Source organism: Roseibium sp. AWQ4_254 (genome assembly GCF_056161025.1).
In genome coordinates this window covers 164812-191366 of sequence record NZ_JBSWYH010000005.1, presented here as the reverse complement: position 1 = coordinate 191366, position 26555 = coordinate 164812, and the positions used below count along the sequence as shown (strand labels likewise).

At 59.5% G+C, this 26555-nt stretch carries 14 protein-coding genes and 1 tRNA gene; 10 read left to right on the top strand and 5 right to left on the bottom strand.

Annotated elements, in window-relative coordinates:
- Window positions 1-23: 23 nt before the first annotated feature.
- Together ACXAIC_RS05710 and ACXAIC_RS05705 are read left to right on the top strand one after the other, a co-directional pair.
- Window positions 24-803, top strand: a complete 780-nt coding sequence (locus ACXAIC_RS05710) for a transglutaminase-like cysteine peptidase (RefSeq protein WP_475174561.1) — start codon at window positions 24-26, stop codon at window positions 801-803.
- Between the two features lie 147 nt (window positions 804-950).
- Window positions 951-1622 carry a hypothetical protein gene (locus tag ACXAIC_RS05705; protein ID WP_475174559.1) on the top strand — a complete coding sequence of 224 codons (672 nt, stop codon included), beginning with the start codon at window positions 951-953 and terminating at the stop codon, window positions 1620-1622.
- A gap of 168 nt (window positions 1623-1790) precedes the next feature.
- On the opposite strand, the gene ACXAIC_RS05700 is transcribed toward ACXAIC_RS05705, so the two are convergent.
- Window positions 1791-10661, bottom strand: a complete 8871-nt coding sequence (locus ACXAIC_RS05700; RefSeq protein WP_475174557.1) for a T1SS-143 repeat domain-containing protein — start codon at window positions 10659-10661, stop codon at window positions 1791-1793.
- Between the two features lie 716 nt (window positions 10662-11377).
- Window positions 11378-11463, bottom strand: a tRNA-Leu gene (locus ACXAIC_RS05695).
- Between the two features lie 232 nt (window positions 11464-11695).
- Here ACXAIC_RS05695 and map point away from each other — a divergent pair.
- The 3 genes from map (at window position 11696) to ACXAIC_RS05680 (ending at window position 15697) form a co-directional block, all read left to right on the top strand.
- Window positions 11696-12526, top strand: coding sequence for a type I methionyl aminopeptidase (gene map, locus ACXAIC_RS05690; protein WP_475174555.1), 831 nt, complete (start codon window positions 11696-11698; stop codon window positions 12524-12526).
- 7 nt (window positions 12527-12533) lie between these two features.
- Entirely contained in the window at window positions 12534-13247 is a 714-nt protein-coding gene (radC, locus tag ACXAIC_RS05685; protein ID WP_475174553.1) for a RadC family protein, read from the top strand.
- Between the two features lie 170 nt (window positions 13248-13417).
- Window positions 13418-15697, top strand: a complete 2280-nt coding sequence (locus ACXAIC_RS05680) for a bifunctional diguanylate cyclase/phosphodiesterase (protein ID WP_475174551.1) — start codon at window positions 13418-13420, stop codon at window positions 15695-15697.
- A 57-nt stretch (window positions 15698-15754) separates the two neighbouring features.
- On the opposite strand, the gene ACXAIC_RS05675 is transcribed toward ACXAIC_RS05680, so the two are convergent.
- Window positions 15755-16666, bottom strand: a complete 912-nt coding sequence (locus ACXAIC_RS05675; protein WP_475174610.1) for an ArgK/MeaB family GTPase — start codon at window positions 16664-16666, stop codon at window positions 15755-15757.
- A 50-nt stretch (window positions 16667-16716) separates the two neighbouring features.
- Entirely contained in the window at window positions 16717-19383 is a 2667-nt protein-coding gene (ppdK, locus tag ACXAIC_RS05670) for a pyruvate, phosphate dikinase (protein ID WP_475174550.1), read from the bottom strand.
- A gap of 274 nt (window positions 19384-19657) precedes the next feature.
- Between ppdK and ACXAIC_RS05665 the strand changes: the two genes are divergently transcribed.
- From ACXAIC_RS05665 to ACXAIC_RS05655, 3 genes are all read left to right on the top strand, one after another.
- Window positions 19658-21445 carry a tetratricopeptide repeat protein gene (locus tag ACXAIC_RS05665; RefSeq protein ID WP_475174548.1) on the top strand — a complete coding sequence of 596 codons (1788 nt, stop codon included), beginning with the start codon at window positions 19658-19660 and terminating at the stop codon, window positions 21443-21445.
- 11 nt (window positions 21446-21456) lie between these two features.
- The gene (locus ACXAIC_RS05660; RefSeq protein WP_475174547.1) at window positions 21457-22338 is read left to right on the top strand and encodes a 4-(cytidine 5'-diphospho)-2-C-methyl-D-erythritol kinase; all 882 of its coding nucleotides are present in this window, start codon (window positions 21457-21459) and stop codon (window positions 22336-22338) included.
- A gap of 234 nt (window positions 22339-22572) precedes the next feature.
- Window positions 22573-23607, top strand: a complete 1035-nt coding sequence (locus tag ACXAIC_RS05655) for an acyltransferase family protein (protein WP_475174545.1) — start codon at window positions 22573-22575, stop codon at window positions 23605-23607.
- Between the two features lie 707 nt (window positions 23608-24314).
- Here ACXAIC_RS05655 and ACXAIC_RS05650 read toward each other — a convergent pair.
- Window positions 24315-25331, bottom strand: coding sequence for a polyprenyl synthetase family protein (locus tag ACXAIC_RS05650; RefSeq protein WP_475174542.1), 1017 nt, complete (start codon window positions 25329-25331; stop codon window positions 24315-24317).
- A gap of 175 nt (window positions 25332-25506) precedes the next feature.
- Here ACXAIC_RS05650 and ACXAIC_RS05645 point away from each other — a divergent pair, with 175 nt between their 5' ends.
- Both ACXAIC_RS05645 and ACXAIC_RS05640 read left to right on the top strand, forming a co-directional pair.
- A complete protein-coding gene (locus ACXAIC_RS05645) occupies window positions 25507-25743 on the top strand; it encodes a putative signal transducing protein (protein ID WP_475174540.1) in 237 nt (78 codons plus the stop codon).
- Window position 25744: 1 nt separating this feature from the next.
- Complete coding sequence (locus tag ACXAIC_RS05640) at window positions 25745-26545, top strand: tRNA1(Val) (adenine(37)-N6)-methyltransferase (protein ID WP_475174538.1); 801 nt, start codon at window positions 25745-25747, stop codon at window positions 26543-26545.
- The last annotated feature ends 10 nt before the right edge of the window (window positions 26546-26555 follow it).

Below are 26555 nucleotides of genomic sequence, written 5' to 3'. Positions count from 1 at the left end.
GACCAAACGAGGCGTGCGACAAGATGGGCAACAGGGCGGCCGTAACGGCTGTGCCGGCGACACGGAAACAGGCAGGATTTGCAACAGCAAGCCTGTGCCTTTTTGCCTTTGCGCTCCAGACTCTCATGATGGCTCCGGCCTGTGCACAGGATCGTCCGGCCCCGGCGCAGCTCGAAGCTACGGCCCAAACAATCGCGGTGCCCGGTGCACGCAGCAAAGCCTTGCCCTCAACCCGGCTTTTCGGAAGGCTTGGCAAGCCTGTTTCACTGTCACCGGTGACAAAACGCTGGCAAAAAGCACTCGCGAAACTGACCGAAGGACACAGGCCTGACAGCTATTCCGCTCTGCTCAGCCAGCTGCGCCGGGAGCGCCTTGGCCGCCAGATCCCGAAGGTGAACGCAGCGGTGAACAGGCTGCTGACCTACCGGGATGACAGCCAGCTCTATGAAACCGGTGAGTACTGGGCGAGCCCGGCCGAAACCCTGTCACGGCGGGCCGGAGATTGTGAAGACTACGCCATCTTGAAATACGCTCTCTTGCGCGATCTGGGCGTGGACGACAAGGACATGCGCGTTGTTGTGCTAAGAGACAAGGCCACCCGCCAGTTCCATGCGGTTCTGTCCGTGCGCTTCAAGAAAAATTGGCTGATTCTGGACAACCGGTTCTCCCGCGTGCGCTTTGAGCGGGACCTGCCCCATTACCAGCCGCTTTATGCGGTCAATGCGGCCGGGGAATGGGCCTACCAACCGCCCAAGGGCACATCCGTGCGCCTCGCCGCACGCCTGAAATCCACGACCGAATAGGTCTTCGTCCCGCTGTCAAAACAGTTCTTTGAAGATCTCACTCTTTCCTCACCCAAAGGAGGAAATGCGTGTTATAGCCAATTTATGGAAAAGACGGATTTCACCAACAAGTTTCAAAAGACTTTTTTCTTTCGCCCAGTCTTAGCGATGACGGTTGCAACACTTGCAATATCTGCATCCATAGTTGCGGGCGGGCATATTCTATCGCAAAACCAGGCGGCCGCTCTGGCGGCAGACAGGACCCGGACAGAGGCAGCCCAGGCTCAGCTTCTCAAGGCCCTGAGTGACGCGCATCAGACGCCGGCGCGTCTGCGCCTTGAAGAGCTCGCCGGTCTGCCGCTCGTTCCCGAACTGGTGGAACTGGCCGGAACCCGGCCCGGCACCCAGGATGTGAAGGAGCTCAAAGCCTATCTTCAGACGGTTATGGACGCGGCACGGTCAGATACCGGACTGACCCAAATTGCACTTCTGGACACAAACGGGCATGAGCTCATCGGCTCCAAGGCAGCCCCCTCCCCTGATGCGCGTCCGGCCCGCAGGTTGTCCGCGCCGGTTTTTGGCCTCTCGCAAACGGACCAGCCGGCCGGGCAAATTATAGGCCTGCTGCCAGAAATCACCGTGACCCTTTTGCCTGACGGCACGGACCTGCCCCGGGCCGGCTCCACAGCTTCCATTCCGTCACCATCTTCCGGAGCTTCAGTTTCATCAAGCCGCATACCGGAGCAGACCCGCATATTTTCCCTCGCTGCTGGCCTTGCCACTGCCCTGATCGGATTAACAAGCGCACTTGTGCTTCACACACGCCGGAAGCGGAGCTGATGCCAAGCGCGGTCAAATAGCTCAGGATCAATTGCGCTTGGCATGAAACGCAGCGCGGGCGGCTAAAAGCCCGTCAAAGCAACCTGAAAACACGCAAAACGGGCGGCCAGTTGGGCCGCCCGTTTTCATTCGCTCTCGCATAGGTCGCGCAGCCAGCGCTGCCCGTGATCAGGCGACCGCCGTGACCTGCACCTGGGCTTCCTGGCCATCCTGATCCAGAACGACCCGGACCGTGTCCCCCATGGAGGCATGATCCTGCAGGACCGCAGCCTCTTGCCAGTCGAATTCCCCGCCTGCACCGTCCATATCAACTTGAAGATGGATCGCTCCGTCCGGACCTTTCTGGACCCGCACAAAATCTTCTGCGGCATCCTGAGGCCCGAACGCACCATCCAGAAGCGCCCCAAGATCGATTTTGTCGCCATCCGCAAGGGAGTAGTCGGTGATAAGATCGGCCTCGGCCAGGGATGTCAGCACGAAAGTATCCGCCCCATCACCACCAGTCAGGGTATCCGCTCCGAGCCCGCCAATGAGAACATCATCGCCCTGTGTGCCTACAAGCACGTTGTCACCGTCATCTCCAGTGATCTCAGAGGCTGTGACGACCACCCGAAGCTGCCCATCACCGGAAAGAGACGTATCGGCTGTTTCGCTTTGCGCTCCGGCCTCTTCCGGCACCGTCTCCGTGCTGGCAGCGTCCTGTGCTGCTGAGGCACTGCCGTCCTGAGCAGTCTCTTGAGACAGCATTTCAAGCTCGACGCTTCTTGAGACACTTGAGCCATCGGCAAAAACAAGGTCGAAGGTGACAGTCTCGCTTGCCTGAGGTGCGTCTTCGCTGACAAAGGTAACCGTCAGATCTTCCGAAACATCAATCACACCTTGGGCCGGTGCCTTCGTCACGGTGATTGCAGTGAGCCCGGCAGCCACCTCTTGTGTCGACGCCGTATAGATCACCAGCGCAACTCCGGCGGCCATGGCCGCCGACTGGCGCATCACGTCTTCACTATCTGCGGATGCATCGTCTGCCAGCGCGAAGTTCGTTCCTGCATAGGACCCGGTGGTGCCATCGGTCCGGGTGAACGTGCCCTCTGCTGTCACCGTGTTGCCATTGAGCGTTCCGTAGACGGGGCCCGTTTCCAGGTCGATCGCCGCAATCCCGCGCTCTGTGAGGGAGGACAGCTCACCGGGCTGTGAAACCCCGTCCGAATTAGCATCCTGCCAGACCTTGATATCGGCGAACCGGTCGTCCCGGGCGTCGAGAATGCCGTCCGTATTGCTGTCGAAACTGGCCAAAGCCTCCAGAGAATCCGCGTAAGAGCCGCCATTAAAGACTTCCGAGAAAAGTTCCGTTCCGTCCTCAATCGCGCCGGAGCCGTCCAGATCAACGGCCAGCAGGCCATCATCGGCGCCAACCCATCCTGCAGTCTCCGCGGTGCCGTCTCCATTGTGATCAAATGCGACTCCCTCAGAAGCAGACAGAAGCTCCACACCGTCGCCGTCGAGATCCAGCACAACCGGATCTGCCGTGAACCCGAAGTCTGACGCATCGATATCGCTCGCCGGGACCCCTTCCAGAACCGCCACATACTGGTTGTTGACCGTATCGTAGATGACGGCATTTCCAGCGCCATCATCCGTGACCGTCAGATCCGCGAAGGTAAGACCGCCGGTGATCACCAGCTTGTCGGTCCCATCCTTGAAGTCAGTCACCCGATCTGCACCGGACAGTGTGCTGCTGCCTTCACCAGCTCCAAACACGAATGTGTCCGCATTGGCTCCGCCGGTCAGCGTATCCTTATCAGCGCCGCCAACAAGTTTGTCATTGCCAGAGCCGCCAAAGAGCTCGTCTTCACCGGCCCCGCCGACCAAAGTGTCCGCACCGGCCCCGCCGTTCAAAAGATCGTTCCCACCTTCGCCCAGCAATGTGTTGTCGCCACTGTTGCCTGTGATGATGTCGTTGAAGCGTGAGCCCTGGATCTCCTCGATGCTGACAAGGTCGTCGTGCTCGATCAGATCGCGCGCAATTCCGCTAGTCAGGGCCCCCCAACCAAGGGATTTGTTGGAGAGTGCTGTTGTCCAGCCCAGATCCATACGCACATAGATGCCCTCAGAACTGCCGCTGTAGTCAGCGCGGTCGTGTCCCGTGCCCCCATCGAGCAGGTTGAAGCCTGTTCCGCCACTTAAACGGTCGTTCCCCTCTTCGCCGTAGATCGCATCATCGCCGCCAAGGCCGCTTAGGAAGTCTTTTCCGTCACCGCCCCAGATCGTGTTATCGGCCGCATTTGCCGTAATCAGGTCGTTGAACTGCGTGCCAATGACATTCTCAACACCGATCAGATCATCATGGGTGACAGATCCGTCGGCAATGCCCTGGTTGAGCGCAATCCATCCCAGGGATTTGTTGGAGAGTGCTGTTGCCCAGTTCTGGTCAAGCCGCACGTAAACCGAACGCGAGGCTGCTGAATAGTCAACCGTATCAACCCCACTGCCGCCCTCAAATGTGTTGTACCCAATGGCAGACAGCAGCCAGTCGTTGCCACCATTGCCCTTGATCACCACCTGATGGGCACTAGTACGGCTCGTGGTATCGGCAATGTCATCCTGCTCCCCACCAGTGAAGGTGATGGCATTCAGATCAAGATCGGTCGCACTGAAGTCACCGGAGACGATAAGGGCATCCGCGCCGCCCAAGCCGTTGATATCGATCTTGTCGATCGTATCCAGTTCGGCAATGACCGAAGAGGGCCCGCCCCAGGCGGAACGCGAGACCACAATCTCGGTTCCAGCGGCCAGCGTTTCCGCCGCCGCGCCGACCCGCGCCAGATAGTCCGCGACCGTCTCGACAAAGAAGGTTTCCGAGTCCGCAGACCCGTTGACACGGAATGTGTCTGTTTCGCCGGCGCCCGTGCCGCCCGAAGCCGCACCGCTGACCTGATCCCGGCCGTCGCCCACGGACCATTCCGCCGTGTCATCGCCGTCCCCGCCGATGATCCGGTCATCGCCTTCACCACCAATCAGAAGATCTGCGCCCCCATTGCCGGTCAGCGTGTTGGCGGCATCGCTGCCAACCAGAATGTCGTCTCCTGCGCCCCCGGTCGCGTCCTGCTGACCGGACACGCTGTCATTGCCAATCACTGGCGGCACGGCGCCAGTCCGGTCTGTGGCCGTTTCTGCTGCAACCGTCTGGCCGAGAACCATCTGGTTCTCGTTGCTCAGATTGACAAAAACGCCTGAAGACAGGTTGGAATAGTCCATCGGAGACGCACTGCCTGCCGCATCCACACGGACAGTAAAGGTGCCATCCGCACTGGCATCCCCGTCTGAGTCAACTGCATTGAAGGCAAAGGTCAGATCCAGATAATGGTCCGTCCCAACCGGTGCGGTGTGATCAAGCGGCCGGCGCAGCTCGAAGTCATAGCTGCCTGCCCCTTCATCGGAGAGCGACACGGTGAACACGATGGCTGCATCGTCAAAGCCGCAAGGCGCACAGTCCCCCGTATAGCCGACTAGAACACCGTCAACAAAGGCGTAGTTCACAGGCATGCCCTGGGAAGAGAGCGCACCAAGCGCTCCGTTCGGATCCGCAACGCTGACTGCATCTGCCGCAGCATTCGAAGCGAAGCTGACACTACGGTCACCCGGCAGACCGTCATTGTCATTGCCGTCATCAGCCCCCCAGTCGATCCCGAGCGGGATATCGTCCAGCGCCAGCAGACCGTCTTCTGCAACCAACTGATCGTCAACCGGCGAGACGGACGGCCCGCTGTCATTGATCCGGACGACGGCCCGCGCACTGTCGGTGTCCCCGTCTCCGTCAGTCACCGTGAACCGCAGATGCAGTCTGAGGGAATCCTGGCGGCCGGTTTCGCCTATATCAGCATGGTCAAAGCCCCGGAACTGTTCGAACGTATAGGTTCCATCCGGGTTGACGACCATCTCAAAGGCCTTGGTCTCTGTGCCTTCCAGAACACCGGTCAAGGTGATGACACCATTTGCGTCGGTGCTGCTGGCCCAGGTCACCGGCGTGCCGTCCACCGTCAGCGGACCGCGCCGGTCCGCCCCCGTGGCATCCGGATCGATGGCCCTTACGTAAGAGCCAATGGAGATAAAGGACACATCCGTCACGCTGGCCCCATCCGCGCCGCCATCAAATTGCAGCGCGCCATGGGCCACGGCCGGAGAAGACCCGGATTCGGTGAATTGCAGGCCGGACCCGCGCCGGACGGCAGACGGGCCATCGTCATCAAATGTCACATCCGCACCGACCGGAGCCTCCTTGGTCACCGTGTCCCCATCGGCGTCCGTTACGGTCAGAACCACCGAAAGCTTGCCATCCAGCGAGATATGCTCATCGGAACTGGACGTGTCGGGATGGCTCAGGGACAGATACTGGACAACGCTCATATCCCCGTTGTCATCGAGATGAAGCGCAAAGGCTGCTTCACCGGTCCCCGCGACGCGGCCCACAACAAGATCACCCTCAAGCGACAGCGTGATTGCCTGTCCTTCGGTCGTGAAGAGCCCGGAGGACGTGTCGTCGATCCGAAGAGACAGGTCCGAGGACGCCGGATCATCGGTGCCGCCAAGACCATTGACGCCGATCATGGCAGACTGCGCATAGACAGGCCCGGGAAGATCGGGGTCCGACCCCGGGGCAGTCACACCGGCAAACAGCTCCACGACCTCCGGATCATAGGTGCCGGTTGACGGGTCAAACACGTTGTCGCTGTGAAGCCCATAGGTCTCATCAATGCGGACATGGTCTTTCACACACAGCTCAACAACCGGAACGTCGTCCGTGATGGTCACCTGGAACCGGCCGGTCAGGCTGGCACTGTCACCATCTCCATCCGTAACCTCAATCACAGAGCCGAGATCGATCTCGCTCAGCGACCCGGTTCCGGCTAAGAGAGCCGAATTTTCCCCGTCTCCCGCCAGATGATCGAGCTGGTCATGGAGGCGCACCGCATAATTTCCGTCCGCATCCAGCTCAAGACTGATGACCGGACGGTCCGGCAGATCAAATGCGCCATTGCCATCGTCCACATAACCGACCAGGAAGGACCGGCCGGACAGCGCCACCACGGTGAAGGAGAGCGCCGCGCCCTGGGACTGCAGCCCCAGTGCCTCCATGTCGGCGGCCGCTGCCGCCGTGAACGCAAAACCCGCGTCAGGCCCCGCCCCATCCGCACCGGTCCCCGCCACTGTACCAAGGGAGCCGGAGGCAAAGGCCGGGCCGAAGAGGTCAGATGCACCGGTCGTCGACCCGTCGCTGTCACCGTCCCACGGCGCTGTTCCTTGCGAGAACAGACCGAAAATGTCGTCCTCATCCAGCACGACACGCTCCACGCCTTCACCAAGAGCCGGCATATCGTCGTCAACCGCAACGGAGAAGGAGGACATGCCTGTGTCCCCGTCACTGTCCGTTGCGGAAAATAGGAAGGTAAGGATCAGGTCGTTTTCCGCGTCCCCTTCCGCGTGGTCCAGAACCTCCTGAAGGTCGAATTTGAAAGAACCGCTGTCCGTATCGAACAGTTCGACCGTGAAGATAACCCGTCCGCAGGCTGTCGCCGTCAAGACATCCCCGGCGCTGTTCAGGCTGTAGCTGAGCGCTTCGCCATTCGAGGTCAGGCCCAGCGCCAGCAAACTGTCAATGGTTCCTCCGGCCCCTTCGACAAAGGTGACCGCCCGGTCGCCGGTGCCTGCGGTTCTGCCGCCATTTTCGACCGAATTTTCATCATCGGCGCCCCACAGGACGCCAAGATCGCCATAAACGGTTGTCGGATCCTCGTCCCCGTCCAGCGTCTCATTGGTAATGGTGGCATTGTCGCCCGGAGCGCTATCGCCCAGGCCAGCGGACAGATCATCTTCGTCGACCACAGCGGACACGCCGCTCTGAATTTCCAGGGTCCAGGACTCAAGCTGGCCGGAGTCTCCGCCAAAGGAATCCGTAATTTCGAGGGTCCAGGCACCTGTTTGATCGCGTCCCTCAAGAAAATCGAGGTTCAGGTTCCCGGCCGGTTTCCACGTGCCGACAATACTGCTTCCCGCGTCGGCGATGCTGGTCGAAGCATCATCGTCAAACGACACGGTCCCATCGACGGCTCCCGTGCGGGAAAAGTCAGACAGCATCAGGGCGATCTGAGTGCCATCCGGCGCGATCAGAAACACTTCCAGATCACCGATAAAACTGTGCTGCAGGGCGATGGAAACATTGAGATCAAAGATCGTGCCCGGGGCGGCAATGTTGATCGTAGAGGAAATCGTTCCCGACGTACCTACGGCAGGAATGCGAAGATCGGCCGTTTCCGTGGTGACAACCGGTTCCAGGCTGTCCAGGGCATGGACATCGCTGGTGCGGAACAGGGGGCCGTCATCCAGAACGAGAACCTCAAACGCACCGGTTGCCGTGTCACCGTCACTGTCGCGTGCCGTGAAATTGAATGATAAAGACAGCGCATCCTCGTCAAAAGGCGTCGTATCCTTGATGGGATGGTCCAGCGTGTCATCCAGAATGAACCGGAACGCTCCGGTGTCTTCATCTGAAAGGGCAACGCGGAAAACACTCCGCTCGTTGCCAGAGCCATATTGCGCATAAGCGGTCAGCATCGTGCCGTCATTGGACAGGACGTAGCTCAAAGCCTCCCCGCGCGAGGTCAGCGACGACAGGTCAAACGAATCCCCATTGCCATCCTTGATCGACAACAGAGAATCAGGGTCCACCACAAGACCGTCCGGCTGACCGGAAAACACGACAGCCCGCTGCCCCGCGCTGGAAGCCGCGTCCTGAACCGGCAGATCGTCCACCACCGTGTCGGCCCCGGTATCAAAGGCATCCGCCCTCCAGTCAATGCCGAGCGCTCCGCTGACACGGTCCGTCAACGGCGTTCCGGCCTGGTTGGACGCCCCATCCAGAGCAACCGGATAGGGATCGTCCAGACCGCCGGGAAGGTCCTCCTCTTCCACGATCCCCCGGTCACTGTCCCCGACCAGCGGTCCGCCATCTTCGACAGTCACCTGAAAACTGGCACTGGTCTCATCCCCGTCACTGTCGCTTGCAACAAAGTTGAAGGTCAAAGGCAGATCATCCGAGGCACCACAGGATCCGGGCGAATCGTGGTCCAGCCCTGCCAGAAGCTCGAACGTATAGGAACCGGTGCCGTCATCGGACAGCGTGACCTCAAAGACCTTGTCCGCCTCGCTGCGGCCTGCGCCGCGATAGGCGGTCAGAACCGTGTCTCCCGACGACAGAACATATTCCAGCGCAACACCGCCGGAGGTGAGCCCGGCAACCGGCTGATCCGCCGGTGCAGCAAACGTGATGGACCGGTTTCCCGTACCGCCGGGGGTATCCTGGACCGCCCCATCGGCGGCCGCATCGCCCTGATCCGCGCCCCAGACAACATTCAGGGCGCCAGAGGCGATCCGGCTGCCAGCGTCTGCTGACGCGTCATCTGCCAGCGCAGTCTCTTGAACCGTTCCATTTTCAGCGCAACCGGTCTGCGGCGCATCATCGCCGATGGACACGCGGAAACCGCTCTCCACTGCATCGCCATCTCCGTCAGAGGCAAGAACGGTGAAATCCAGATCCCAGACCGTGGACTGGTCCTCAGAGCCGGGCGCTGCATGATCAATCGCCCCGAGCAGTTCAAAGGTGTAAGCGCCATCGCCGTCATCGGACAGCGTCACAACAAAGACCTTGTCCCCATCGCCTCGGCCCGCTCCTGCATAGGCCGTCAAAACCGTGCCATCCTGCGACAGCACATACTCCAGTGCCTCCCCAAAAGACGTTGTCGGCTGGGTTGGCTGATCCGCGACTGCCGCAAAAACCACAGAGCGGTTGCCCGTTCCACCCGGCGCATCCTGACCATCGACATCCACGGCGGCATCGCCGTCGTCTGCGCCCCAGGTCAACCCGAGGGACCCGCTCTTTGTCAGACTGGTTCCGTCCGGAGCTGTTCCCGTTGCAAGGTCGCTTTCCTCAAGGAGGCTGTTTTCGGCCTCTCCGGTCAGCGGTGCGTCATCTGTTATATTGATAGTGAAGGCAGACGATGCGGAATCCCCATCGCTGTCGAACGCAGTGAAGCCAAAGGTCAGCGGCAGGCTGTCGCCCGCGCCCTCGCCGTCATGGTCCAGATTGCCCAGCAATTCGACCGTATACTGGGCGCTGGCGCCGCTGCCTGACCCCGTGATCTCCAGCGTGACTGTGAAGACGGTTTCGCCACTGCCATCATCTTTGGCAGCCACCAGCGTCTGCCCGCCATCGGGATTGGTCGTGACCGTCAGCACAAGCGGAACCCCGTCGGAGGTCAGACCGGTCGGCAGGCTTGCAAACTCAAGTCGGGGAGAGGTTCCGGGATTTGCACCGAAATCAACCGCAAGGCTGGCTGTAACCGTGACCGGGGCATCCGGATCCGTTCCGCCGGGGGTATTGGCCTCGTCCAGCGTGCTGTCCACCGGCGTCCCGATGACCGGTACCGTGTCCACTTCGCCATCCAGGTCACCGCTAAAAACATCCTCAATGAGGAAGGAATTGTCGAGCGGCGGCTCTCCTTGCAGGAGATCCGTAATGCCAAGCCCGTCACCGAGCCCTCCGATATCGGCCGCCTGGAAGTTCTGGCCAGAGCTCTGCGCGCCGCCAAGGGCCGCACCCAGATTGCTGGTGGGGCCGGCGGCCGTTTGCAGGTCGTCCGCAGTCTGCAAGTTGGCAACGTCTTCAAAACCTTCAAGGGAGAGGGTCTGTTCCGGGCCAACAATGGCAACCGGGGCCTCCGCGTTCCCGTCAAAAAACCCTTTCACGACCACCGACCCGCCGTCGGAGAAGATCATCTGCAGATCGCCCTCGATCCGGAAAAAGGAAATGTCGTCGTCGAGGATCTGCCGGAAATCGACCTCCTGCCCAGCCTGCCGCTCCAGCACGATGGACTGGTCGGCTGCGGCCCCCTCAAGTCTTAGAGCAGAAGGTGCCGCAGGGGCGGAACCTTCACCTTGAGTTGTAGAGATCGTGGAGGCCTGCGCAATCCGGACAAATTCGTTCATATCTCAAACTCTATTTACTTACGACCAGTTTTCATAAAATAGGCTACCGAATATTTACATATTTTTCACCATACGAGAAAGCCCGAGAAACATTAACTTTAGAAAAGGTAAACGCAGAGCTCGGAATTTAAATGGAAATTAAATGTAAACAGCCGAACACGGCGGAATTTCGGCAAATTGAAATTATATTTATTAAAATTTTAGATTTTATCGTAATTTTTTAGTAGTTTGTGACCCTCCCGACACACAAGCCACAACCTGACCAGAGATTCAATTCAGAGAGTCTTCAAAGACTAAAGCTATCTTCTTGAAATTTAGTTTGATTTTTGGACGAAACCTCGCCTTGAGAGCCCGAACCCCGCCACAAGCATCTTATTCTTGCCATATTCAAGCAATTTGGACGCGAATGCGTCCAGTCCAGGGCCGAGATATCAGAGGGTTGCGTTTGCGTATGCCGACGGGTGCCCTTCACCTCACATTTTCATGAAAAGACGTAAACCAAAGACAGCGCACCGACAGCCAGAGGCATGACAGATCCAGGCCCGGAAGGTTGGCTGGTTGCGGCAAAAGCCTTCTTTCCGCTTGAAGACCCTGGCCGCGCGCACAAACAACCTGAAGAGTGACCGCACCGGCAGAATGAGGAAGCTGAAGGGAAAACCATGGAACCATCCCCGCGCTCAGGCAGGCCGGCGGGTGGAGGCAGATCGCGCAATAAATGGTGCGGGCGACGGGACTCGAACCCGTACAGCCTAGGGCCGAGGGATTTTAAGTCCCTTGTGTCTACCAGTTCCACCACGCCCGCCTGACCTTCTCCCCTATCCGGCTTGAGCGGTTTTCGCAAGCTGCCCGGGACTGTTTTGACAAAAGCGGCGTCAAGTTTCCACGGCCGCTTCATTTTCAGGGCATAGGACGCTGGAAATTGAACCCGCCCAGCGGTATGTGGAATATTCAAGTGCCAAAGCGGCTGTGTCCGGCCCGGCAATGCGCCTATACTGCGCAGAGCCCGCAGCCCCAGAATTGAGACGTGAAACGCCATGGTCAGCTATATTGAAGCCGCAGAAGCCCCGCTGAAGAACACCGGCCAGGTCCGGCTTTACGGCAAGGATGATTTCGACGGCATGATGCGCGCCGGGCAATTGACGGCCGCCTGTCTGGATGAGCTTGCAGCCCTCGTCAAACCGGGCACCACCACCCAGGAAATCGACGATTTCGTCTACCAGTATGGCCGGGACCATGGAGCCCTGCCCGCCACGCTGAATTACCGTGGCTATACCAAGTCCAGCTGCACGTCGATCAACCACGTTGTCTGTCACGGCATCCCCAATGACAAGGCGCTGCGGGACGGGGACATCGTCAATATCGATGTCACCTATATTCTGGACGGCTGGCACGGGGATTCCAGCCGGATGTATCCGGTCGGCCAGCTGAAGCGGGCCGCCGAGCGGCTGATCGATGTAACTTACGAGTCCCTGATGCGCGGCATAGAGGCCGCCAAGCCCGGCAACACGACCGGCGACATAGGGGCCGCCATCCAGACCTTTGTCGAAGCGCAGCGCTGTGCGGTCGTGCGCGATTTCTGTGGCCACGGCGTTGGCCTTCTCTTCCACGACACCCCGAATATCCTGCATTATGGGCGGCCGGGCGAAGGCGTGGAACTCAAACCCGGCATGATCTTCACGATCGAGCCGATGGTCAATCTGGGCCGCCCCCATGTGAAAGTGCTCTCTGACGGCTGGACAGCCGTCACCCGGGACCGGTCCCTGTCGGCCCAGTTCGAACATTCCATCGGCATCACCCCTGAGGGTTGCCAGATCTTCACCACCTCCCCGAACGGCCTTCACAAGCCCGGCCGGCCGGACGGCTAGGCAAACGATGGCTGACCCTGAGGCGGAAGATCCAAAGCCCGCACCCGGCCCCCCAGGCCATGCGGGCCACCGTCAACGCCTGCGGGAGCGGTTCCGCAGCGCAGGTGCAGACAGTCTTGCCGATTATGAGCTGCTGGAATTTCTGCTGTTCTCCGCCCTACCCCGCCGGGACACAAAGCCGATTGCCAAGGCCCTGCTGCATCGCTTCGGCTCCTTTTCCGCTGCCCTTGCCGCGCCGAGAGCCCGACTGAAAGAGCTGTCCGGCCTGTCGGATGTGAGCATCGACACGCTTAAAGGCGTCCATGCGGCCATCATCCGCTATCACCGGGCCGACCTGTCTGGGCGCCCGCTGCTTGATTCCTGGATCAAGGTTCTCAACTATTTGCAAGCCTCCATGGAGCTTGCCAGTGTCGAACAGTTCCGGATCCTGTTTCTGGACAAGAAAAATGGCCTGATCGCCGACGAGGTGCAGCAGACCGGAACCGTCGACCACACGCCAGTCTATCCCCGCGAAGTCATCCGCCGGGCGCTAGAGCTTTCCGCAACTGCGCTGATCCTGGTGCACAATCACCCCTCTGGCGATCCGACACCCTCCAGGGCGGACATCCAGATGACCAAGACCATTATCGAGATCGCCACACCGCTTGGCATCGAGATCCATGATCACGTGATCATCGGGCTGCGCGCCCATGTCAGCCTGCGCAGTCTTCAGCTGATCTGAGCCGCATACCAGTCAAAAGATACAGACAGATACAACCACTTTGCGGAGACCCCGACCTCCTGCAGAGGAAATTTGTGATGAATCAAATTTCACCAATATTTTACTAGGATCTTGGAAGCATTCCTTAACTTACCTCATCAATACTCGGCTCAGATCACATGGGCCTTTGCATGAAACGACCGATTCAAAATTACGGCGGACACATCGCCAGCGCGATTATTTTTCCGATGCTGATAGTCGTGATGACATCTGTCCTCAGCATTTTCGCTTTGATGAACTGGTCTGCGCGCCTGTCCGACGAAACGGCGGAAGATGCTCAGTACAAGCTCGTCGCCGGGGCGTTGCAGCTGACTGAAAACTACATCGCCAAGCAGCAGACCGGCGTCGTGATCTGGGACGAGGCCTATAATGCGGTCAACACGCCAGACCCCGATCTGGGCTGGATCTACGACAACATGACCAACTGGCTGTCCCGGAATCACGGCTTTACCAGATCGCTTCTGGTCGGACCGGACGAAAGTATCCTTTCGGTCTTTTCCGATGACAATGATGTCAGATGGGTTTCCGATCTCGTTCTGGACGAATTGGACCCAGCCGTTGCCAAGGTCCGGGCGCGGTTCATCACCTCCTTCAAGAAAATGCCTTCCGGTCTTTTCGTGTTCATGCCCAAGGGGGGGGACACCCATCTGTCCATTGCCGAAACCGGTATTGTTCGGTTGTTCGGCGAGCCTTATCTCTTCAGCGCTGCGGCTGTGGTGCCCCAGATCCAGACCATTTTCGCCCACCGCCGCCCGCCGGCTGTTCTCGTCAGCCTGATCCCGCTACGCGGCCAGAAACTGGCCAATATCTCCGACATGTCCCGTCTTGAAGGCTTCGTTCTGGCAAATGCGCAAATCGAGCGGCACGGGGTTGGCGCTTACCAGCTGATATCCCCGCGCGGCAAGGATGTGGGCGTGATTGCCTGGAAGGCGAGCCAGCCCGGCACCCAGATGCTGGAACGGATCAACCCGTTCCTGGCAGTCGCGGCCCTTTTGATTGCAGCCGTTGTGATCGCGGTCACGATCTTCACCCGGCAGATGACCAAGCGGCTGGCCCGCAGTGAGGCCAAAGCGGTGCATGCAGCCCAGCATGATGCCCTGTCGGGCCTGCCCAACCGGGCCAGCTTCCAGACCATGCTGAACACGGTACTGGAGGAAAGCCTTCAAAAGGGCTCCCGGACCGCCGTCATCTATATCGATCTGGACCACTTCAAGGACATCAACGATACGCTGGGCCATTCGGCCGGTGACAAGGTTATTGTTGCCGTGGCCGAGCGCCTGCGCAAGGTTGTCCCTGTAAGCAGCATCGTGGCACGCATCAGCGGCGACGAATTTGCCATGGTGATCCGCAACTGTGCCAATGACGAGTGGCTGGATTATATTCTGGACCAGCTGCAGGACGAAATCGCCCGGCCTGTCACAATCGGCCGCAGAGAAATCTTCGTCAGCCTGTCCATGGGCGCTGCCGTTTCGCCCGATGATGGCGAGAACCCGGACGAATTGCTGCGCAAGGCGGATATTGCCCTTTATGACGCCAAGGCCAATGGCCGCAACCGGCGTTCCTTCTTCGAACCCACCATGGAACAGCATGTCCAGTCCAAGGACGAAATGTCCCGGGAGCTGAGGCTGGCCCTGATGAATGACGAACTGGACCTTGCCTATCAGCCCCAGTCGGATACGGACGCCAAGAAAATCGTGACCGTGGAAGCCCTGGCCCGCTGGACCAAGAAAGACGGCACGGTCATTCCCCCGTCTATGTTCATTCCGGTTGCCGAGGAAACCGGCCTGATCAATGATCTGGGCATCTGGGTTCTGAACAAGGCCTGCGCGCGGGCCCATGACTGGCCAGGCATCGTGGTGTCGGTCAACGTATCGCCGAACCAGTTCAAACATCCGCGCTTTGTCGAGAAGGTCATGGCCATTCTGGCCGCCAACAGCCTGCCGCCGGAACGGCTGGAAATAGAAGTCACCGAGAGTGTCTTCGCCGGGCGCAACGACACCATCCTGAACGCTCTCCGGCGCCTGAAAGGCCTCGGCGTCAAGGTGGCGCTGGACGATTTCGGCTCCGGCTATTCAAGTCTCAGCTATCTGCGCCGGTTCCCCTTTGACACGCTCAAGATCGACCGGGACTTTGTCTCCGACATGAACGGCAATGCGGAGGCAGAAGCCATTCTTGTATCGATCATTCAGCTGGGCAAGGCGCTCGGAATGACGATTGTTGCAGAAGGGATCGAGACCCTCGACCAGATCCGCTTCCTGCAGACCCATGACTGCCACCGGATGCAGGGCTATTTCATCTCCAAGCCCCTGGCCAGCAAGGCTTTGACACAGTTCCTCGACGACTTCCACAATCCGGCGACGGAGGATCTGGTGGAAGACATCGAATACCGGGCCGTGCGCGCGGAAGGCTGATCGGTGCGGGGCGTGGGCGCGCCCCGCAGGTCTCCCCGTCAGACGCGGATCAGATCCTTAGGCGGAAAAATCAGACAGCCGCCGGTTCAGCCGCACCTCAAATTCGAAAAAACTGGTAAAGGGCCGGGTCTGAACCTGTTGCCGCATCTCCTGCGTCCGGTCCGCCCCTGCAAGCTCCAGCCCCGCCTGGCCGAACCGGCTACGGACCATATCCTTGAACCAGCTGGCCTGCTGCCCCTGGCGCCGCGCCGCCACATCTCCAGCGCGCAGGACCGCGCGGTGCCCGGCAACCTTTTCCACCAGGGTGTCAATGCCGGTTCGGGCCTGTGCAGATACTTCAACAACCGGCACCTGCCATTCCCCAGGCGCTCCCTGGCTGAGGGACAGCGCCCCGGCCACATCGGACGCGGCCCGCCGGGCCAGTGTACCCATATCCGCCTTGGTCACAGCAACCAGGTCCGGCAGTTCCATGATGCCCGCCTTCATGAATTGCAGACTGTCGCCCGAACCCGGCTGAATGCAGAGCAGCACCGTGTCGGCCACCTGTTTCACGTCCCCTTCCGACTGGCCGATGCCGACCGTTTCCACAATCACCTGATCGCAGACCGCCCGCAGCAGCGCGAGAGCGGCCACCGTATGGTCGGAGAGGCCGCCCAGCCGGTCCCGAGCGGCCATGGAACGGACAAACACATCGCGGTCGTCCGGATCGGTCTTCAAACGCGTCCGGTCGCCCAGAAGCGCCCCGCCGGACACCGCAGAGGACGGATCGACCGCCAGAACCGCCACCTTGTGGCCCTGTTTGCGGTAGGCGGAGATCAGCGCGTCGGTAAGGCTCGACTTGCCGACACCCGGCGGACCGGTGAGCCCCAGAACATGGCCTGAAGCCTGCGCACAGGCCTCATCCAGAAAATTGGCTGTCTCAAGATCCCCGGACCGGGTTTCCAGGCGCGTCAGGGCGCGGGCGAGCAGGCGTTTGTCCCCTGCCCGCAGCGCGTCAAAGGTTGGGAACCCGGCCAGCCTCAGCCCCTGTGTTTCAAGGCGGACTGGGCCGCCGCCAGCCGGGCAATCGGCACCCGGAAGGGCGAGCAGGACACATAGTCGAGGCCAACGCTTTCACAGAAGGAAATCGAAGCCGGGTCGCCGCCATGTTCCCCGCAAATGCCAAGTTTGATGTCCGGACGGGTCGAGCGCCCGCGCTCCACACCGATGCGGATCAGCTCTCCCACCCCGTCGGGATCCAGCGAGACAAACGGGTCTTGCTCCAAAATCCCCCGGCTTTGATAGGTCCCGAGGAAAGACGCAGCATCGTCGCGGGAAATGCCGAATGTTGTCTGAGTGAGATCATTCGTGCCGAAGGAGAAGAACTCCGCCGACTGGGCAATCTCGGCCGCCTTCAGGGCTGCTCGGGGCAATTCCACCATGGTACCGATCTGATAGGTCAGCTCCGTGCCGCTTTCCCCGGCAACGGCCGCAGCCATGGCCTCGATGCTCTGGCGCACAAGGTCCAGCTCGCCTTTCAGGCCGACCAGCGGCAACATGATCTCCGGCACAACCGGCGCCCCGGTCTTTCGGGCTGCCGCCACGGCGGCTTCAAAAATGGCCCGGGACTGCATTTCGGCAATTTCCGGATAGGACACCAGCAACCGGCAGCCGCGGTGGCCCAGCATCGGGTTGAATTCTTCAAGCGCCAGCGCCCGATCCCGCAGAAGATCCGGATCGGCGCCCATCGCCCGCGCAACTTCGCGCAGCTCTTCATCTGATTTCGGCAGGAATTCATGCAAGGGGGGATCCAGCAGACGGATGGTCACCGGCAGGCCGTGCATGATTTCAAACAGATCGGTAAAATCCTGGCGCTGCATCGGCAAAAGCTTGGCCAGCGCCGCCCGGCGGCCCTCTTCCGTATCGGAGAGGATCATTTCACGCACAGCGACAATGCGCTCCCCTTCAAAGAACATGTGCTCCGTGCGGCAAAGCCCGATGCCCTCGGCGCCGAATTCCCGCGCGACCTTGGCATCCTGCGGGGTTTCTGCGTTGGTCCGCACGGTCATGCGCCGCACCCGGTCGGCCCACCCCATCAAGATACCGAAATCGCCTGAGAGGGTCGGCTGCAGCATCGTCACCTCACCGCAAAGCACCTGGCCGGTTGCTCCGTCAATGGTGATGATATCGCCTTCCTTCAGCTGACGGCCGCCCGCATTGATCACGCCGTTACGATAGTCGATGCGCAGCATACCAGCCCCGGCGACACAGGGTTTGCCCATGCCGCGCGCAACTACCGCCGCATGGCTTGTCATTCCGCCGCGGCTGGTCAGGATTCCTTCGGCAGCATGCATGCCGTGAATGTCTTCCGGGCTGGTTTCCACCCGCACCAGGATCACCTTGCGCCCGTCTGCCTTCGCCTTTTCCGCATCGTTAGACGAAAACACGATAGCGCCTGAGGCCGCCCCCGGAGAGGCCGGCAGGCCGGTGGTCACAATATCCCGCTCCGCCTTAGGATCAATCGTTGGATGGAGCAGCTGGTCCAGCGCGCCTGGCTCCACCCGGCCCACCGCCTCTTCTTCCCCCAAAAGACCTTCCGCGACCATGTCAACGGCAATCTTGAGCGCCGCCTTGGCCGTGCGTTTGCCCGCCCGGGTCTGCAGCATCCAAAGCTTGCCCTTCTCGATGGTGAATTCGAGGTCCTGCATGTCCTTGTAGTGGGCTTCCAGCTTGGCGCAGTACGTTTCAAACTCCGCGAAGGCCTCCGGCATCAGGGCTTCCAGGGACGGGCTGGACGATCCCGCCTCCTTGCGGGCCTTTTCGGTAATGTCCTGAGGGGTACGGATCCCGGCAACCACATCCTCGCCCTGGGCATTGACCAGAAATTCGCCGTAAAGCGCCTTCTCACCGGTGGACGGATTGCGGGTGAAGGCAACACCGGTCGCCGAGCTGTCCCCCATATTGCCAAAGACCATGGCCTGCACGTTGACCGCCGTGCCCCAGTCACCCGGAATGTCATGCAGGCGCCGGTAGGTCACGGCGCGGGGCACCATCCAGGAGCTGAACACCGCACCGATCGCACCCCAAAGCTGTTCCTGCGGGTCCTGGGGAAACGGCTTTTCCAAAGCCTCTTCCACCAGCCCCTTGAATTTCGCGATGATCCCAAGCCAGGCTTCCGCATCAATCTGGGTGTCGAGCGTCAGCTCGTTGCGCTCCTTGTATTCTTCCAGAATTTCCTCAAATTCGTGATGGTCGAGCCCAAGCACCACATCGGAATACATCTGGATAAAGCGGCGGTAGCTGTCATAGGCAAAGCGGCGGTCACCCGATTCGCGGGCAATGGCCTCAACGGTTTCATCGTTGAGACCGAGATTGAGCACCGTGTCCATCATGCCAGGCATGGAGACGCGCGCACCGGAGCGCACGGACACCAGCAGCGGGCGCTCCGGGTCGCCGAAGGCCCGGCCGGTTGCTGCGCCGACTTTCGCAAGCGCATCCGCGACTTCGCTGGTCAGGGTCTCCGGATAGGCCTTGTCATGGGCATAATACCAGGTGCAGACTTCAGTGGTAATGGTGAACCCGGGCGGAACCGGCAGGCCTAGGCTGCTCATTTCAGCAAGATTGGCGCCTTTCCCTCCAAGAAGATTGCGCATATCCGCAGCGCCTTCTGCAGCGCCATTGCCGAAACTGTAGACCCACTTGGCCATTTTCACTCTCCTTACCGCGCGCAAGAGGCGGTCTGCCTCCCGTATTTTTGCACCGCACATTCCTGCTACGGCAAGCCATGGGCTTCAAGCCCTTTTTGGGTCAAAGCTCCCCAGTTTCGACCTAAGTCGCAGGAATTCCGACAGCGGGCAAAATCAAAAGGATTTAAACCCTCAGAAAGTTTCCCCCCGCGCCTTGCCGAGGGGCCTTAAAGACGCCATTGTCAAAGGGAATAAGCAAAGATCCTGTTTGCCCATCGAACCAGAAGTGCGAAAAATGATGATGAAAGTGCCAGGCGCCGTTTCCCGGATGGACCGCAAGACCTCCAGGGTCAAGGCCCTTGCGCTGGCAAGCGCGCTTGCTCTTGCCCCTGCTGCCGCCAGCGCGGAAACCCACAGCACCAAGGATCAGTTCGGCACCCCATCCAGCCTGCCCTTCACGCTGTCGGGCAGCTACCTGGCCGGTCGTCTGGCCGGGTTCCAGAAGGATTACGGGCACGCCGCCGCCTTCTATGAAGAAACGCTTGCGGCCGATCCCACCAACCCGATGCTGCTGGAACGGACATTCCTGTCCAAACTGGCCAATGGCGATGTGGACGAGGCCGTCCACTTTGCGGGCGAACTGGAAAAGGCGGGCCGGGAAAACTTCCTGGCACAGCTCGCCATTGGCGGCCAGCTGATGCTTGAAGGCAATTACAAGGACGCAGAACAGGAACTTTCCAAGGGCCGAAATGGCCCGCTGGCCCAACTCTCTATCGGCATTTCCCGCGCCTGGGCGCTTTATGGCAGCGGCAAGGTCGATGAAGCCCTGAAAGTCATTGACGAACTGAAGGGGCCGGACTGGTTCGAGGTCTTCAAGGCAACCCACAAGGCCCATATCCAGTTCGACGCCGGCCGCCCACAGGATGCGCTCACGACTATCGAAGGGGCTTATGCACTCGATCAGGGCGCCATCCGGGTGGTGGACGCCTATGCCCGCATCCTAGCGGCCAATGCGCGCCAGAAGGACGCCATTGCCGCACTGGACCGGTATGACGAGCAGTTCCGCGGCCATCCCAAGATTGACCAGACCCGGAAAGTGATCGAGAGCGGCGACGTGATCGCACCCATGGTCTCCGACCCGTCCCAGGGCATGTCGGAAATCCTCTACGGGCTTGGTGCCGTGATCGGCCGGGATGGTGGTGAGGAACTGTCCACCTCCTATCTGCAGCTGGCCCTGCATCTGGACCCGAAGGCTGAATTCGCAGCCATTGCCCTTGGCACCGTGTTTGAGCGCATGGACCAGCCAGCCCGGGCGATTGAAGCCTTTTCCAAAGTGCCGGAGGACAGTGTTCTCAAGCGCGAAGCGGAAATCCAGGTTGGCCTGAACTACAATTCCCTGGACCAGTTGGACGAGGCCCGCAGCCATCTGGAAGCGCTGATCAAGGCCGATCCCTCAGATCTGGAAGCCGTGATCGCCCTTGGAAACATTCTGCGCGCGCATGAGCTCTATGGCGACGCCGACAAGGTCTACACACAGGGTCTCGACACGATTGCGGAGCTGCAGCCGCGCGATTGGCTGATCCTCTATTTCCGGGGCATAAGCCGGGAGCGTCTGGGCGAATGGAATCTGGCGGAAGCCGACTTCCGCAAAGCGCTGGAGCTGAACGAGAATCAGCCGCTGGTCCTCAATTATCTCGGCTATTCCCTGGTGGATCAGGGCCTGAAACTGGATGAAGCGCTCGACATGATCAAGACGGCGGTCGACTTGCGTCCGACCGACGGCTATATCGTCGACAGTCTCGGCTGGGTCTATTTCCGCCTCGGCCGCTATGAAGAAGCGGTGACCGAACTGGAACGGGCCATCGAGTTACGCCCGGCCGACCCGGTCATCAACGACCATCTGGGCGATGCCTACTGGATGGTCGGGCGCCGCAACGAAGCCCGGTTCCAGTGGAACCATGCCCGTGATCTGGGGCCGGAGGAAAAGGAACTTCCCAAGATCCTCGACAAGATTGCCAACGGCCTGAAGGACGTGCCGGGAACTGATGCGGCCAAGGCCGACAGCGATCAGAACGGCGGATAAGCGGCCCCTCCATGACTTCTTCCGATCCTGTGGCGCCCCGGGCAGAACTCGCCCGGGCGAAGGTCAATCTGGCACTGCACATCACCGGACGGCGGGCCGACGGCTATCACGAACTGGACTCCCTGGTGGCCTTTCCCCAGATCGGTGACCGGCTCGCCCTGGAACCGTCCGGAGACCTGGAACTTGCCCTGGAAGGGCCCTTTGCGCGGGATCTGGACGGACCGGCGGACAGCAACCTGATCCTGAAAGCAGTCCGGGCTTTTGCCATAGCCGCCGGGTGCCCAGTGCCCCGGGTCAAGCTGACCTTGACCAAACGCCTGCCCGTCGCCTCCGGCATTGGCGGCGGCTCCAGCGACGCAGCCACCACCTTGCGGCTGCTGGAAGACGCTACAGACCAGTATCTGCCCGAAGAGACCCTGCACGCTGTTGCCCTTTCTCTGGGGTCCGACGTTCCCGTCTGCCTGGATCCAAAGCCTCAGATCATGCGCGGCATTGGCGGGGACATCTCGCCCGGCCCGAGCCTGCCTGCCTGCGGCATCGTTCTGGTAAACCCAAAGGTGGGGGTCTCAACACCTGCCGTCTTCAAAGCGCTGGCCAAGCGGGACAATCCGGGCCTTCCCGGTCTTCCGGCCCGGTTTGAAAGCCTGTCCGCTCTTGTGGCCTGGCTGAGCACCTGCCGGAACGATCTTGAAGCCCCGGCCGCCGGCATCTGCCCGGACATTGCCGAAGTGCTCAGTGCCCTCAAGGCGGATGAGCGTGTGGTCTTAGCCCGTATGTCCGGGTCTGGCGCCACCGTGTTCGGCCTGTGCGCCCCGCAAGATGCGGTCAGTATCGAACGCGCTTTACGGGTCTCCCACCGGCACTGGTGGATCGCCTCGGGGCCGCTGGCCTGAGGTGGGCCCGAAGACATCCCTGACAGATTTCGAGCTACTACCACGGAAACTTTATTTCAGTAGAAACAGATCAACAGATTGGCATTTCCTAGCAGCGTGCGAAAATTATTTACGTTATCATCTTGTATAGTCGGCCAGCCGCAGCTAATAAATAAAAAAAGTCGAGATATTTTTATTTTATCCAGAAGACTTAGAATGACAAATAATTACCTTAAGAATATTAAGGGGTAAATATTGAAGCACATAAAAGAACTTACTTCGTTAAGAGCATTTGCGGCGTTTGTAGTCGTGATATTTCATATGTATTTTAAGGAAGGGTCTGACGGTATATTGCACAGGATGATTTCCGACGGGCACTTGGGCGTCGATTTATTCTTTATATTGAGCGGCTTCATTTTACCATATGTGTACCACGAGGCATGGTCGAAGGGTGAATTTCACTATCTCGATTTCCTCAAGAATCGGATTGCTCGCGTCTATCCCCTACATCTGTTCATGATCCTTCTCTTTTTGATCGCTTACCAGGCGGCAGCAACCCTGGGTCGGTCAAATTTTGAAGGTGCTGACTATCAAGCCTTGCCATTTCATGTCCTGGGTCTGCATGCTTGGGGTTTCCTTGATGGGCATAAGTGGAACTTCCCATCCTGGTCAATTAGTGCCGAGTTTTTCGCCTATCTTCTCTTTCCGCTTGCTTTGTTCCTCATGCTTCGGATGAGTGCGAAGCTGTCTCTTGTCGTCGCACTTCTGATCTTTCTAGCGACACATCTGTTAGCTGCCTCACAAGGAAAAGCACTAACAAAAATGATGTATGACTTTGGTATTCTTAGAATATCAGGTGAGTTCTTAATTGGAATTTCATTGTTCCAAATTTTCAATGAAAATAAAGTTCCCGCCCGTATTGCAAGACCGGGTTCTTTACTAACTCTGTTAGCGATAGTTTTTGGCGTCTATTTTCAAATAAACGAGAGCCTTATCGTCCTAATGTTGGCCGCACTTATTTTCTTTGTTGCGCTGTTGAGCCGTGACGAACAGCCAAATTTCTTGAGACATCCGGCTCTTGTTTACTTGGGCGAGATCTCCTACGCGACCTACATGGTTCATATTCTCGTTCTTATGTCCGCAAGGTCTGTCTTGCCAGCTTCGCTTGTAAACGTGCTGTCAATCGTAGTCATTTACGTTAGCTCGGCATTGCTTTACCACATAGTTGAAGTTCCCTGTCGCAAGTACCTGCGGTCCCTTTTTCGGGTGACAAATACAAAACGCAATTGATCAGAAGGAGGTTTCACATTTCAAGTGCAACACCGATGTCTTTGCGAAAGCCTCGCAAGGAGGAGCCCGAGGCATTTTTGCGGCGTTGAGTTTTGGAGCAACGTCAGCGTTTCTCTGGCTGCATCCATCCAGGTTTGAATGTCTTTTTTCTTAGAAGGACACAGCCTATGTGGCGATTTCCGCTTTCAATTGGACCCCGATGCCTGGGGACTGCAGCTGGACACTCGCAAAACACCATTTTTGAAATCGGCTATGCTTGTCCACGGGCGTTTGTTTCATGTTGGTTCGCGGCATGAAGCCAACTTGATCAACAGATTTCACGTACTGAAAAACGTGCTCTGAGGTTTTTGTGAGTGTCCAGATGGGTTTTTATCAATTGTGATTGGTATTGCAGATTTCCCACCGGCACTGGTGGATCGCCTCGGGGCCGCTGGCCTGAGGTGGGCCCGAAGACATCCCTGACAGATTTCGACGCAACGCCACAAATCACCAGCGCAACGCCTTCGTCCCAGCAACAGGTTGCAACAAAAAGTCCGACATCCCGAGAGACAGTTTCTAACCCCCGGGCCAGCCGGTTCGGCCCTGGCCCCCGGGCCTTTATACATAGCGTAATTCCGGCGGCCACTCTCCTGAGCCTATGATGCGGGGTCGTAACACACGCCCCAAGAGGCATAAAAGGAGAGTGGCCGCCGGAATTACGCTATGTATTAGCTCACCCGGGAGATGCAGAAGGCGACCGCATCGGCAAGCGCGTCGCTATGGACGCCCTTCGGCAGGCTTTCCAAAGCCTTCAGGGCGTTGTCGCCATAATCGCGCGCCCGTTGAACGGTGTCGGCCAGCGCATCATAGGTCTTCAGCAGCTCAATCGCCTGTTCCAGGTCACCGTCTTCCACGCTCTCGCCTTCCAGGCAGCGTTTCCAGAATGTCCGGTCCTGATCCGTTCCGCGCGCAACAGCCAGCACCACCGGCAAGGTGATTTTGCCTTCCCGGAAATCATCCCCCACATCCTTGCCGAGATCGGCTGACGACCCGCCATAATCCAGCGCGTCATCCACCAGCTGGAAAGCATAACCCAGTTCCATGCCATAGGTGCGGGCGGCCGCCTTCAGGGCATCGGACTGTCCGGCAATGACCGGGCCGACTTCGGCGGCGGCGGCGAACAACGCTGCCGTTTTGGCTTCGATCACCCGCAGATACTCGGCCTCCGTGGTGGCGATGTTCTTCGCCGCGCCCAATTGCAGCACTTCCCCTTCCGCAATCACGGCAGAGGCAGAGGACAAGATGCCCAGCGCTTCGAGCGAGCCCACATCCACCATCATCTTAAAGGCCTGGCCGAGCAGGTAGTCGCCCACCAGAACGCTGGCCTGATTGCCCCAGAGCTTCCGGGCCGCCAGTTTGCCCCGGCGCATGTCGCTTTCGTCCACAACATCATCATGCAGCAAGGTGGCCGTATGCATGAATTCAACACTGGCCGCCAGTGTGACATGGCCGTTGCCCTCATAGCCGAAGATATCTGCAAGGGCGAGCGTGAGCATCGGGCGCAGCCGTTTTCCGCCGGAAGAGATCAGGTGCTTGGCGATCTCCGGAATCAGATCAACATTGGATCCGGCCTTGGAAAGGATCAGCTCATTCACCTCCTCCATGCCCGGCGACACGAGGTCAACAAGCGGCTGGATGCTCGGACGGCGCGATTGAGTGTCAGAAAATGTTGCGACAACGGCCACTTATGGCACTCCCTGGATATTTGAGCGGACAATATGGCGCGAAGGCGCCCGGGGCAAGACGCCAATCCATTGACAAACAGGTGAATTGCGCCAAACAGCGTGATTTGCTGTACACCTGAACTGCAACCGCCCCTGGAACGTCCTTAGGACCTTTGCTGCTAAGCCCGGAAAAGATATGGAAGAACTCGTCAGAACTAACGATCCCGTCCTCATTTCCTTCCTGGAGTCGATTCTGGAAGACGCCGGGATCAAGCATTTTGTCGCAGATGGCAATATGAGCATTCTGGAAGGGTCCCTTGCCATGATCCCCCGGCGCATTCTGGTTGATGCGGACCAGCTTCACAAAGCCCGCTCCCTGGTGACGGAAGCCGGTCTAGCCCATGAATTACGCCCTTTGAAAGACCTGTCCTGATATGAGCGGCCCACTGGATATATCCTCCGGCGAGGTCACACGCGACGCCTTTCTTGGCGGCAAGGTACATGTCTACCAGCCCAAAAAAGGCCGCCACAGGGCCGGTCTGGATGCGGTTTATCTTGCCGCGGCCCTGCCCGACGGCACAAAGGGGCATGTGGTCGATCTTGGGGCTGGCGTCGGAACGGCAGGCTTTTGCGCCGCAGCCCGCCTGCCCGGTATCAGCGTTACTCTTGTGGAGATTGACGAAACCGTCTTGTCCCTCGCCCAGGCTGGCCTGGAAGATCCGGGCAATACGTCCTTCGCGGGGCGGGTCGTCTCCTTGAAGGCCGATGTCACCGCCAAGGGCAGCCTGCGCCATGCGGCCGGGCTGAGGCCGTCGCTGGCCGATCATGCGATCATGAACCCGCCCTACTATGAGGCGGACCGGTTCCGCGCGTCCCCCAAATCCGCGAAGGCCGACGCGCATATGCTTGATGAGCGGGGTCTGGAGCCCTGGGCCAGAACCGCCACCGATATTGTCAAGGAAGGGGGAAGCCTGACCGTGATTTTCCGGGCGGATGGCCTGCAGGACCTGCTCAGCGCTCTTACGGGCCGGTTCGGCGCCATTGACGTCATTCCGCTGCGCCCTCGCCCCGAGACCCCTGCGACACGGGTTCTGGTCCGCGCCATCCGCGCCAGCAAGGCGCCCTTGCAGCTCCTGCCCGGCTTTGTGCTGCATGAAGGCGCCGGATCGGACTTCACTGCCCAGTCCAAAGGCGTGATGCGGGACGGCCTCGGCCTTGGCCTCGGCCAGCGCTGACCCGTTCAGC

What these genes read in the sequence shown, in the direction of transcription:
- ACXAIC_RS05710 (WP_475174561.1), top strand. Translation starts at nt 24, where the DNA reads ATGGGCAACAGGGCGGCCGTAACGGCTGTGCCGGCGACACGGAAACAG.
- ACXAIC_RS05705 (WP_475174559.1), top strand. Translation starts at nt 951, where the DNA reads ATGACGGTTGCAACACTTGCAATATCTGCATCCATAGTTGCGGGCGGG.
- ACXAIC_RS05700 (WP_475174557.1), bottom strand. Translation starts at nt 10,661, where the DNA reads ATGAACGAATTTGTCCGGATTGCGCAGGCCTCCACGATCTCTACAACT.
- map (WP_475174555.1), top strand. Translation starts at nt 11,696, where the DNA reads ATGGTCAGCTATATTGAAGCCGCAGAAGCCCCGCTGAAGAACACCGGC.
- radC (WP_475174553.1), top strand. Translation starts at nt 12,534, where the DNA reads ATGGCTGACCCTGAGGCGGAAGATCCAAAGCCCGCACCCGGCCCCCCA.
- ACXAIC_RS05680 (WP_475174551.1), top strand. Translation starts at nt 13,418, where the DNA reads ATGAAACGACCGATTCAAAATTACGGCGGACACATCGCCAGCGCGATT.
- ppdK (WP_475174550.1), bottom strand. Translation starts at nt 19,383, where the DNA reads ATGGCCAAGTGGGTCTACAGTTTCGGCAATGGCGCTGCAGAAGGCGCT.
- ACXAIC_RS05665 (WP_475174548.1), top strand. Translation starts at nt 19,658, where the DNA reads ATGATGATGAAAGTGCCAGGCGCCGTTTCCCGGATGGACCGCAAGACC.
- ACXAIC_RS05660 (WP_475174547.1), top strand. Translation starts at nt 21,457, where the DNA reads ATGACTTCTTCCGATCCTGTGGCGCCCCGGGCAGAACTCGCCCGGGCG.
- ACXAIC_RS05645 (WP_475174540.1), top strand. Translation starts at nt 25,507, where the DNA reads ATGGAAGAACTCGTCAGAACTAACGATCCCGTCCTCATTTCCTTCCTG.
- ACXAIC_RS05640 (WP_475174538.1), top strand. Translation starts at nt 25,745, where the DNA reads ATGAGCGGCCCACTGGATATATCCTCCGGCGAGGTCACACGCGACGCC.